We start from the raw sequence: 11,468 nt of genomic DNA on the forward strand, positions 1-11,468 counted from the left end.
GAAACCCCTCCCGACTATCCCCCGGCCGCAACCGAAAGAAGGAAGGAAGGGGTCCCGGGCAAAGCCCGTGCTGTCGGTCGGGCTAAAGCCCGCCGGCCGCGCTTTGCGCTCTCAGGGTCAGGCTAGGCCTGACCCAGTGGCGCTCAGCGGCACTGCACATTGTTCCGGTCGATCCCACGACCCACCAAGGCACCGCCACCCGCACCCAGCAGGGTGCCCAGCGTGTTCGATCCGCCCGGCGCGATCAGGTTGCCCAGCACGCCACCGCCCAGCGCGCCGATCAGCAAACCCGTCGTGCCATCGTTGCGGCGGCAGTAATAATTGCCGTTCTGGCCACGATAGACCCGGTCGTTGCTGTTCAGCCGGCGCGCCTGATACTGGTTGCCCGAACGATAGTAGCGGTCGGCATAATAGCGGCCACCCTGCGGCGGACGGTTATAGTCGTACCGCTGACCCTCGCGCCATTCCTCGCGGTTGGCCTGGCGTACGTCCTTGCGATATTCCTTGTTCGCCTTGCGCACGTCCTTGCGGCTGTCCGCGTCGCGCAGGTCGTCGCGACGATCACGGCGGGCATCGCGGATGTCCTCGCGATATTCACGGCTCTGCGCCACGACCGGGATGGCGGGGACGGCGATGGCGGCCAGCGTGGCTGCGACGATGAACTTGCGCATGGGTCTGTTCCAGCTTGTTGTGGATAGTGACGGGAGAACAGGTGGTTCGGCAAAACGGTTGCGTGAACCGCAAACTACGACTCGTTCATCGCCCGGCCATGCCGCCGGTCACCCGATGCGCGGCGCCGACACGCTACCCGGCCTGCTCCGTGGTCCGCAGCAGCGGCTGGATGGACAGCACCGCCTGGGTTCGGTTCAGGACGCCCAGCTTGCGGAAGATCGCGGTCAGATGCGCCTTGATCGTCGCTTCGGACACGCCCAGTTCCTGTGCGATCTGCTTGTTCAGATGTCCGCGCGCCAGCGCCAGCAGCACGCGCCGCTGGGCGGACGACAGCGTCTCCAGCCGTTCGCGCGCCACCTCGATCTCATGCGCGGGGCGGGTCGCCGGCGGAAACACGCGCTCCCCCCGCAACATCCGGTCGACCAGATCGGCCAGCACGTCGAGCGGCTGGGTCTTCGACAGGAAACCCTGTGCGCCCAGTACGCGGGCGGCCTCGACGATCTTCGCGTCGCCGAACCCCGATATGATCGCGATCGGCACGTCACCCAGCAGATACTGCAACCGGAAAAATCCGGAAAAGCCATCGCTGTCGGGCAGGCGGTAGTCCAGCAGGACCAGTCTGACCCCCTTCGTGTCGCGGCAAGCCGCCTCTGCCGCCGTGACGCTGCTGACGATGTCGACCCGGTGGTCCGGATGCCGTGCCGAAATGGCAAGGTGCAACGCATCACCGATCAGGGGATGATCGTCCGCTATGAGGATACGCGATGTTGCCACGCGATATTACTACCTCTATTGCCCAATATCACCATGCCGCCTGTTAGCGTACCACAGTCTTAGTCGCGGAATACTGCCCGTCTGTCGACGGCATAGACGTTAGACAAAGGTCTAATTTCGCAGTGATGCGGCGAACCGAAGGCGGGACAGGATATGGAATCATTTCCTCCGATTCCGTTGGGTCATGCGATACTGATCGCCACGGCGGACGGATCGCATGCCGCCAGGCCCGTCATGCTACTGGCGGATCGTGGCTGGATACTCACCACCGTCACCGACGGCGCGGCCGCCGTCGCCCATGCCGCAACCCGCGATTACGACCTGCTCTGGCTGCTCGGCGACCTGTCCGGGCCGGACGGCGCGAGTCTGGCGATGCGAATCAGACGCCTTCCCCCGCCGCGCGGGGCGCTGCCCGTCCTCACGACCGCGTCCGGCGATCCGCCACCGTCGGATGCGGCGCTGCACGCGCGGATCGCGGGTGCATCGCGCAGCGGCGTCGCCCCGCCGGACCCGGTCGCGCGGCTGGCCCCGCTGGTCGGCGCGGCCGGCGTCGCCGCACTCATGACCCGTTTCCGGGCAAGGCTCGCCGCCGTGCTGACGGCCGACGATCCCTGTGCCGTGGACGAAGGCAGGACCATCGCCACGCTGGCCCACCGGATCGCCGGCATCGCCGGGACGCTCGATTTCCCGCTGCTCGCCGCCGCATGGCAGCGGGTTGAACGTGACGGGCCCGCGCATCTGCCCGATGCCTGGCTGGAAACCCGGATCGCGCGGGCCACCCTCGATATCCTGCTCGACCGTGGCACCGCGGGCTGATGGCACAAAACGTCCGATCGATCCCGGGCGGCAGTTGGTCCCTGCGGCACGGCTTTGATATTGCCATTTTCACCGTCCGCGCTACCCATCCCCGACGGAACGGGACGCAGCGTCCCGGGACCGCCCCGGACGCGCGAACGGATGACGACCGCATGAAACGCAGGGCAGATCTTCTATCGTACGGCGCCCCGCAACCCGGCCCCCCTCGCGCGTCGGGCCAACGGTGGATCGCCTGACCATGGAGCAGCAGCCCACCGGACAGGAACCGGCATCGGACCCGGAATGGGGCGGCTATCTGCGCCCGCTGATGCCGCGCCGGAAGGAACGGCTGCGCCTGCAACTGATGCTCGGCATGATGGCGGTCGATCTCGGTGCGATCCTGATTGGCTTCATCATCGCAAACATCCTGCGGTTCGACACGCCGTTCGCGCCGAACGGCTTCTACCTGTTGAAGGTCGTCGCACCGATCTTCCTGGCGATCGCGGTCAACAACGACGCCTATTCCGTCGGCGCGCTCGTCCGGCGGCGCTACGGCATCGGCCGTGCGCTCAGCGCGTTCATGATCGCCATCGCGGCGGTGACGTTCCTCGTCTTCTACCTGCGCGGTGCGGGCGACTATTCGCGGATCGCGTTCAGCATCGGCATCGCCGTCTCGATGCTCGCGCTGATCGTCGGACGAATGATCTTCGATCGGCTCGCCCGCCGGGCCTACGGCGCCTCGCCGCTCAGCATCGTGATGATCCATGACGGGGCGCAGGCACCGGCCGAACCGGGCGTGCTGCTGGTCGATGCCGCCGTCGCCGGCCTGGTCCCCGATGCCCGCGATCCGCTAATGCTCGATCGGCTCGGCCGCTTTCTGCAGCATGCCGACCGCGTCGTGGTCGCCTGTGCGGAAGATCGCCGGCTGGCCTGGGCGATGGCGCTGAAGGGCGCGAACATCCTGGGGGAAATCGTCGATCCGGACATCGCCCGGCTCGGCACGCTCGGCACCGGCTATTTCGCCGGGTCCGGCACGCTGGTCGTGTCGTCCGGCGCACTCAGCCTGCCCAACCGCGTCCTGAAACGTCTGCTGGACGTTGTCCTGGCGGTGGTCGGCATGGTCGCGATCATGCCCGTGCTGGTCGCCACCGCCATCGCGATCAAGCTGGACGACCGTGGGCCCGTGCTGTTCGTCCAGCAACGGCTGGGCCGCGGCAACCGCCTGTTCAACATGTACAAGTTCCGCAGCATGAAGACCGCGCTGCTCGACCATAGCGGCAACCGGTCCGCATCGCGCGACGACGACCGCATCACCCGCGTCGGCCGCATCATCCGCAAGACCAGCATCGACGAACTGCCGCAGTTGCTCAACATTCTGAAAGGGGACATGAGTTTCGTCGGCCCCCGTCCGCACGCGCTCGGCTCGCTGGCCGGCGACCAGCTGTTCTGGGAAGTCGACCAGCGTTACTGGCACCGCCACGCCAGCAAGCCCGGCCTGACCGGTCTGGCGCAGGTCCGCGGGTTCCGCGGCGCGACGCTGGAGCGGATCGACCTCGTCAACCGGTTGCAGGCCGACCTCGAATATCTGAACGGCTGGACGCTGGCGCGCGATATCCGCATCCTGGTCGCCACGGCCAAGGTACTCGTCCACCGCAACGCGTTCTGAGGGCGCCACATTGTTTGTGACGCCATGTCCCCGAACCATGACGCGACCTGATCGCGCCGCCGACTGACCTGTTTGGTTCGAGCCGGTCGAGAACCCTGCGCAGTGTTTTCGACAGGCTCGGTCCCTACTCGGGACGAAGCGTTGCGGCGTGAATCAAACTGGCGTCAGCGCGATCCGACGCCACCCGTCGCACTGATGCCAGTCACGCCGCCAGCAGTGCTGCGGCGAACCGGTCGCGCCACCACAGCACGTCTTCCCGCTCGACAACATCCATCATCGCGCGCCAGCGTTCGATCCGTTCCGCGCGCGGCATCGCCAGCGCCATCGATATCGCGTCCGACATCTCCTCCGCACTGTACGGGTTGATCAGCACCGCGTCGGTCAGCTGTTCGGCCGCACCGGCGAAGCGCGACAGGATCAGCACGCCCGGATCCTCCGGGTCCTGCGCCGCGACATATTCCTTGGCGACCAGGTTCATGCCGTCGCGCAGCGGCGTCACCAGCCCGATCCGGGCGGCGCGGTAGATGCCGGCCAGCACGTCGCGCGGATAGCCCTGATTGACGTAGCGGATCGGCACCCAGTCGGTATCGGCGAACGCCCCGTTGATGCGCCCCGACATCGCGTCCAGCGTGCTGCGGATCTTGCGGTAGCTTTCGACGCTCGCCCGGCTGGGCGGCGCGATCTGCAGCAGGAACACCTCCTTGCGCTGTTCCGGATGCTCGACCAGGAACCGTTCATAGCCCAGGAACCGTTCCTCCAGCCCCTTGGAATAATCCAGCCGGTCGACGCCCACGATCATATCGCGCCCGTCCGCGCTGTCGCGCATCCGGCGATAGGCCAGCCGCGCATTCACCCCGCGCGATGCCTCCACGAACTCGGTCGTGTCGATGCCGATCGGGCATGCGATCGCGGTCACCGTCCGGTCGCCCAGCGTCAACACGCCGCCCGCGCCCAACGTCGCACCCAGCTCCTTCGTCGCGAAATCCTGGAAACTCTCCAGCCATTCGCGCGTGTGGAACCCGACCACGTCATAGGCGAACAACGTCTGAGCCAGCTCGGCGGCATGCGGCAGCGTAGACAGCAGCCGACGCGGCGGCCAGGGGATGTGCAGGAAAAACCCCATCCGGTTCGTCACCCCCCGCTTGCGCAGTTCCTGGCCCAGCGGGATCATGTGATAATCCTGGATCCAGACGGCGTCCCCCTCGCCGATCAGCGGCCGGACGCTGTCCGCGAACCGCTCGTTCGTGCGCTGATACCCATCGGCGAACCCACGTTCATATTCGGCCAGATCGATGCGGTAGTGGAACAGCGGCCACAAAGTGCGGTTGGCATAGCCGTCATAATATTCCTCGATATCCTGGTCTTCCAGGTCGATCGTCGCGGTGGTGACGCCATACCCTTCGGTATAGTTGATCTCGCCGGTATAGGCGTCGGTCCGTTCGCCCGACCAGCCGAACCAGATCCCGCCATGTTCCTGCAGCGCGGCCTGCAACGCCACGGCCAGCCCGCCCTGCGCGCCGGAATGCGACCCGGTCGGGGCGGACACGCGGTTCGATATGACGACCAGACGGCTCATCGCACGGCACTCCATGGTTTCGACAGCAGGACGGCACAGTTGATCAACCCGACCAGCGAATAGGTCTGCGGGTAATTGCCCCACAATTCGCCGGTGACCGGGTCGATATCCTCGGACAGCAGCCCCGCCCCCGTCCGCCGTGCCAGCATCTCGTCGAACAGCGCGCGGGCATCCGCCTCCCGCCCGGTGAAATGCAGCGCCTCGATCAGCCAGAACGTACAGACGTTGAATGCCGTCTCGGGCAGCCCGAAATCATCCTCGCTGTCGTATCGCAGCATGTGGCTGCCGCGCCGCAGCCCGGCCTCCACCGCATTCAGCGTGGACAGGAAGCGCGGATCGTCCGGCGTCAGGAACCGCAGGTCGAGCAGTTGGATCAGGCTGGCATCCAGATCGTCGCCGGAAAAGGTCGCCGACAGCCGCTGCGTGTCTTCGCGCCACGCCGCATCCATGATGGTGGCGCGGATTTTGTCCGCCCGATCCTGCCAGAAGCGGCAGCGATCCTCCAGGTTCAGCGCGTGCGCCGCATTGGCCAGCCGGTCGCACGCGGCCCAGCACATCGCGGCCGAATAGGTGTGGACCGACTGCCGGGTGCGCAACTCCCACAGTCCGGCGTCGGGCTGGTCGTGGAACTTCCACGCACGCTCGCCCACCTTTTCCAGCGCGCGGAAATCCTCGATGCCCGCCATGCGGAACAGCCGCCGATCCACGAACGCCTGCACGTTGCACAGCACGATCTGGCCGTAGGCGTCATGCTGGATCTGTTCATAGGCCTGGTTGCCGACCCGCACCGGCCCCATCCCGCGATAGCCCGGCAGGCCGGGCGCCAGCCGCTCCTCCAGCTTCGCCTCGCCCAGCACGCCGTACAGCGGCTGGATATGGCCGCCCTCGGCCTCGCCCACGATATTGCGGAGATATTCGAGATACGCCTCCAGCACGTCGAGCGCGCCCAACCGGTTCAGCGCCTGCACCGTATAATAGGCGTCGCGCACCCAGCAGTAGCGATAGTCCCAGTTGCGTTCCGACCCGGCATGTTCGGGCACCGACGTCGTCAGCGCCGCGACGATCGCCCCGGTTTCCTCATGCTGGCACAGCTTCAGGGTGATTGCGGACCGGATGACCGCGTCCTGCCATTCCACCGGCGTCGCGAGGCCACGGACCCAGCCCTGCCATTCCGCGATCGTCCGTTCCAGCATTTGGTCCACGGTCGCGCCGATATCACCGGAAAAGCTCTCGTCCGGCCCCAGGAACAGGTGCAGCGGTCGCTCGCACCGAAACACCGTCTCCGCCTCGATCCGCCCGACCGGCGCGGTGGTCGACAGGCGCAGCGTCAGCGGGTTGGTCAGGTACCGGATGTGGTGCGAGCCGCTCGTCGTCTCGACCGGCTCCGTCCCCCAGTCGTGCGTCGGGCGCAGCCTGATGCGGATCCGCGGCACGCCGGCCACCGGCCGCACGACGCGGGCATAGGCGACCGGCCGATAGGTCCGCCCGACCTGTTCGAACCGCGGGCAGAAATCGACCACCTCGATCGCGTTGCCGTCCGCGTCCTTGTGACGTGTCACCAGGACCGGCGTGTTGCGGATATAGGCCTGGCTCGTCTTCACCGCCCCTTCCAGATCGATCGCCCAATAGCCGCGCTCCGCCCCGTCCCCGCCGATCAGCGTGGAAAAGAGCGGATCGCCGTCGACCCGCGGCACGCACCCCCATACGAACCGCCCGCGATCGTCGATCAGCGCGGACACCTGGCAATTGCCGATCGGCCACAGGTCCAGGTTCGTCTTCACGTTCGTCATCGCATGTCCCCAAGCCAGCGGCGCACCGCCGTCACATCATCCAACCGGTATCGTGCCGCGGTGGCCCGCGGCGGCCCGACCAATATGCCGCAGCCGCCCAGCCCGGCCGCCGCCACGAACGCCGCCTCGTCCGTATCGTCGTCACCCACGAACAGCGGGCGGTGCCCCGCAAAGGGCGCCTCGGCATGCAATCGTCGCAGGGCGTGCCCCTTGTGGACCCCGGCCGGGCGCAGCTCCACGACCATCTTGCCGGTCTGCACGTCCAGCCCGGCGTCGCCCGCCAGCGCCATCACCAGCGCATGTGCGTCGTCCGCCGCGGCCGGATCGCCGCGGTAATGCAACGCCACGCCGAACGGCTTTTCCTCCACCAGCACGCCGTCGCGCGCGGCGGCAAAGGCACGCACCGCATCGACTGCCACGTCCAGCCCCGCCGACCGCGCCGGCCCGTCGCGCCGCCCGTCTCCCCACAGCGTCTCGACACCGTGGCTGCCGCTGATCGCCAGTCCCGGCACCTGCACCAATGCCGCCAGACCGTCGATCGCCCGCCCGCTGATCAGCGCCAGCCGCCCGTCCAGGCGCACCGACAACGCGGACAGCAGCGCCGGCACCCGCGCCTCCACCACGACCGCATCGGGCGTTTCGGCGATCTCAACCAGCGTCCCGTCGAAATCGAGATACAGGCTCGCCCCATCGATCAGGTCGATGGGCGGCGGGGGAAGCGGGTCGTTCATAAGGGGAGGAACGCTGGCCTCGCGGTTTGTTCCGTTGCAGTGCAGCAATTTTCGGGTGACCGCCCCTGCTACCGCGATGGCCGGAAGATTATGTTACGGAACCTTGTCACAAAACCGTCCGTCCCGAGCGAAGTCGAGGGACCCTTTGAGCGTAGTGGAGAAGCCAACAGCGCCCCTCGGCTACGCTCGGGCGAGTGCCTCGACTTCGCTCGGCATGGACGGGTCAGGGGTCAGGTCGAACCAACCCGACCTAAACCCGCTCCTTGGTCGCCGAAAACCGCACTGTCGGCGATCGACCGCTGACGAAGTTCAGATCCCACAGATCCTTCGCCAGGAACACCGGCTGCCCGTCGCGGTCCGTCGCCATGGCACTGCGATGCTGCGACTGGAACGCGGCCATGTCCGGCGCTGCATCGGTCGCGATCCAGCGCGCGGTGTCCCACGGCGACGGCTCCAGCCTTGCATCGACCTTGTACTCATGCTCCAGCCGGCTGATCAGCACTTCCAGCTGCAGCTGTCCCACCACGCCGACGATCATCTGCGATCCGATCGCCGGGTGGAACACCTGCACCACCCCCTCCTCGGACAGGTCGTCCAGCGCCTTTCGCAACTGCTTGGTCTTGGTCGGATCGATGAGCTGTACGCGGCGCAGGATCTCGGGTGCGAAGTTCGGCAGCCCGGTGAACACCACCGGCGTACCCTCGGCCAGCGAATCGCCCACCCGCAAAGTACCGTGATTGGGAATACCGATGATGTCGCCCGGCCACGCCTCGTCCGCCACTTCGCGGCTCTGCGCGAAGAACAGGATCGGCGAATGCACCGCGATCGCCTTGCCCGTGCCCGACTGATTGAGCTTCATGCCGCGCCGGAACTTGCCCGAACATAGTCGCATGAACGCGACGCGGTCACGGTGCTGCGGGTTCATGTTGGCCTGCACCTTGAACACGAAACCGGTGACGCCGTCCTGGTCCGGGCTGATCGGCGCCGGGTCCGCCGGCTGCGGCCGCGGGGACGGCGCCAGATCGCGCAGCGCGTGGATCAGCTCCGGCACGCCGAAATCGCGCAGCGCCGATCCGAAATACACCGGCGTCATGTCGCCGCTCAGATATTTGTCGCGGTCGAACGCGGCATAGCCGCCGACGCCCAGCTCCACTTCCTCGCGCAACCGCGCCGCCGCCCGCTCCGACAGCATCATGTCCAGTTTGGGATCGTCCAGCCCGTCGACCGACTCCACCCGCCCCTCGGGCAACAGCATCCGCTGGCCCGCGACGTCGTACAGCCCCTCGAACTCACCCCCCAACCCCGCCGGCCACATCATCGGCGCGACGTCCAGCGCGAGTTGATCGGCAATCTCGTCCATCAGGTCGAACGGCGACCGCCCTTCGCGGTCCACCTTGTTGACGAAGGTGATGATCGGCACCGACCGCAGCCGGCACACCTCGAACAGCTTGCGGGTCTGCGCCTCGATACCACGGGCGGCGTCGATCACCATCACCGCGCTGTCGACCGCGGTCAGCGTGCGGTACGTATCCTCGCTGAAATCCTCGTGCCCCGGCGTGTCGAGCAGGTTGAACGTCAGCCCGTCATATTCGAACGTCATGACCGACGACGTCACCGATATGCCGCGCTGCTGCTCGATCTTCATCCAGTCGGATCGCGCGCGCCGCGTCTGGCCGCGCGCCTTCACCTCGCCCGCCAGGTGGATGGCGCCGCCCGCGATCAACAGCTTCTCGGTCAGCGTGGTCTTGCCGGCGTCGGGGTGCGAGATGATCGCGAAGGTCCGGCGGTCGGGGCGTCCGGTCGGACGGTCGGTCATGCGGCATGGTCCAGCTATATGGGGGTCGCGCCGCGGTACAGCGTGCTGCCGCCAAAGGCGAGCATCCGATCCCCGTAAAAAAATCACGCCCGCCGGAACCGGACGGGATTTCATGCGCTTCGCATCATGTCCCTTCCGACCCCCCCTCGGACCGGACATAGATTGCGGGCCGCGCATCCTCCCCCCCCGGAGCGCGGCCCGTTTTCTTGCGGGCCGGTCGTGGTCGCGGCCATGCTGCGATAGCGCCGGCCCGCCTAGTTTCAAAGATCTGTTCTGCACGGTATTCGAACTTCTATTGCACTGTGCTTGACGTGCTATTTGTGACGACTTCACGAACTTTCGCCCGCGTTCAGGCAACCGGCCGGCTCGGCCGCTTTATGTCAGCGCTGAAACCGAACTTCGATTGACCCGGATGGTGCGGAAACCCATGCTTGCGACCATGACTGTTTCGCGCGCCGGGGGCGTCTCCGCTTCCCCACCCTTCTGCATGCTTGCCGTTCTGGCCCTGGCCGGTCTGACATTACCCGGTTGCGGATCGAAGGAACCGGCGAAGGCCCCTCCCAAGGTGCCGGAAGTCGGCTTCGTGGTCGTGCGCACCGAGACGGTCCCGCTCGTCGCCGAACTCGCCGGGCGCACGTCGGCCTATGAAACGTCGGAGGTCCGCCCGCAGGTTTCGGGGGTCATCAAGGCGCGGCTGTTCACGGAGGGGACGATCGTCCGACAGGGTCAGACGCTGTACCAGATCGACCCGCGGCTCTACCGCGCCGCCACGGCGGAGGCGGAGGCCAATGTCGCCAGCGCGCGCGCCACGGAGGCCGCCGCGCGGGTCCGGGCGGATCGCCTGGCGCCGCTTGCCCGGATCGAGGCGGTGGCACAGCAGGACTATACCGACGCCGCCGCCACCGCCGCGCAGGCCCGCGCCGCCATCGCGCAGAACCGTGCGCAGCTGGAAACCGCGCAGATCAACCTCGCCTTCACCCGTGTTCCCGCCCCCATCACCGGGCGGATCGGCCGGTCGCTGTTCACCACCGGTGCGCTTGTCACCGCGTCGCAGGCCGATCCGCTCACCACCATCCAGCGGCTCGACCCGATCTTCGTCGATATCCAGCAATCGTCCGCCGAACTGCTCATGCTGCGCCGCGCGCTGGCATCCGGCGGCGTCGTGCCGACCAGCGGCACCGTCCGTCTGAAGCTGGAGGACGGCAGCGATTATGGCCGCACCGGCACCGTCCAGTTCGCGGAGGTCACGGTCGACCAGAATACCGGCACCGTCACGCTGCGTGCGCGCTTCCCCAATCCCGACGGACTCCTTTTGCCGGGCATGTATGTCCGCGCGATCCTGGCGCAGAGCAGCGACACCGATGCGATCCTCGTACCGCAGGCCGGCGTCGCGCGCGATCCGAAGGGGCAGGCCACTGTCTTCCTCGTCGGGCCGGGCAACAAGGCCGTGATGCGCACCGTGCAGACCACGCGCACGGTCGGCAGCAACTGGCTCGTCACCGCGGGCCTGCGCCCCGGCGACCGCGTGATCGTCGAGGGGCTCGGCCGGCTCAAACCCGATCAGAGCATACGGCCCGTACCGGCGGGGTCGAAACCCCGTCCTCAGGCCACCCCCGCGGCTGCCGACCCGTCCAAGGGCGCCTGACGC

At 67.2% G+C, this 11,468-nt stretch carries 9 protein-coding genes; 3 read left to right on the plus strand and 6 right to left on the minus strand.

All coding sequences use genetic code 11. The annotated features are described in order from the left end of the window. Window positions 1-143: 143 nt before the first annotated feature. Window positions 144-671, minus strand: coding sequence for a glycine zipper 2TM domain-containing protein (locus tag BKY59_RS14480; RefSeq protein ID WP_076072802.1), 528 nt, complete (start codon window positions 669-671; stop codon window positions 144-146). A 133-nt stretch (window positions 672-804) separates the two neighbouring features. Further along, window positions 805-1,446 (minus strand): response regulator transcription factor, encoded by a 642-nt coding sequence (locus tag BKY59_RS14485; RefSeq protein WP_076072803.1) that lies wholly within the window; start codon window positions 1,444-1,446, stop codon window positions 805-807. A 153-nt stretch (window positions 1,447-1,599) separates the two neighbouring features. Between BKY59_RS14485 and BKY59_RS14490 the strand changes: the two genes are divergently transcribed. Both BKY59_RS14490 and BKY59_RS18145 read left to right on the plus strand, forming a co-directional pair. Beyond that, a complete protein-coding gene (locus BKY59_RS14490; protein WP_129586405.1) occupies window positions 1,600-2,262 on the plus strand; it encodes a hypothetical protein in 663 nt (220 codons plus the stop codon). A 238-nt stretch (window positions 2,263-2,500) separates the two neighbouring features. Next, entirely contained in the window at window positions 2,501-3,907 is a 1,407-nt protein-coding gene (locus BKY59_RS18145) for a sugar transferase (RefSeq protein WP_083672165.1), read from the plus strand. 202 nt (window positions 3,908-4,109) lie between these two features. On the opposite strand, the gene BKY59_RS14500 is transcribed toward BKY59_RS18145, so the two are convergent. The 4 genes from BKY59_RS14500 to BKY59_RS14515 all read right to left on the minus strand — a co-directional run bounded on the left by BKY59_RS14500 (window position 4,110) and on the right by BKY59_RS14515 (window position 9,820). Then, window positions 4,110-5,483 carry an alpha,alpha-trehalose-phosphate synthase (UDP-forming) gene (locus BKY59_RS14500; protein ID WP_076072806.1) on the minus strand — a complete coding sequence of 458 codons (1,374 nt, stop codon included), beginning with the start codon at window positions 5,481-5,483 and terminating at the stop codon, window positions 4,110-4,112. Beyond that, on the minus strand, window positions 5,480-7,273 hold the full coding sequence (locus BKY59_RS14505) for a glycoside hydrolase family 15 protein (protein ID WP_076072808.1): 1,794 nt from the start codon (window positions 7,271-7,273) through the stop codon (window positions 5,480-5,482). The genes BKY59_RS14500 and BKY59_RS14505 overlap by 4 nt, the downstream gene beginning before the upstream one ends. Next, window positions 7,270-8,004 carry a trehalose-phosphatase gene (gene otsB / locus BKY59_RS14510; protein ID WP_076072809.1) on the minus strand — a complete coding sequence of 245 codons (735 nt, stop codon included), beginning with the start codon at window positions 8,002-8,004 and terminating at the stop codon, window positions 7,270-7,272. Before otsB ends, BKY59_RS14505 begins: the two co-directional genes overlap by 4 nt. Before the next feature lie 250 nt (window positions 8,005-8,254). Then, window positions 8,255-9,820, minus strand: coding sequence for a peptide chain release factor 3 (locus BKY59_RS14515; protein WP_076072811.1), 1,566 nt, complete (start codon window positions 9,818-9,820; stop codon window positions 8,255-8,257). A gap of 439 nt (window positions 9,821-10,259) precedes the next feature. On the opposite strand from BKY59_RS14515, the gene BKY59_RS14520 reads away from it, so the two are divergent. Then, entirely contained in the window at window positions 10,260-11,465 is a 1,206-nt protein-coding gene (locus BKY59_RS14520) for an efflux RND transporter periplasmic adaptor subunit (RefSeq protein WP_076072981.1), read from the plus strand. Window positions 11,466-11,468 lie beyond the last annotated feature (3 nt).

Origin of the sequence: Sphingomonas montana, from assembly GCF_001956315.1 — a bacterium.
In the GTDB taxonomy this organism is placed as follows: Bacteria; Pseudomonadota; Alphaproteobacteria; order Sphingomonadales; family Sphingomonadaceae; genus Sphingomonas_R; species Sphingomonas_R montana.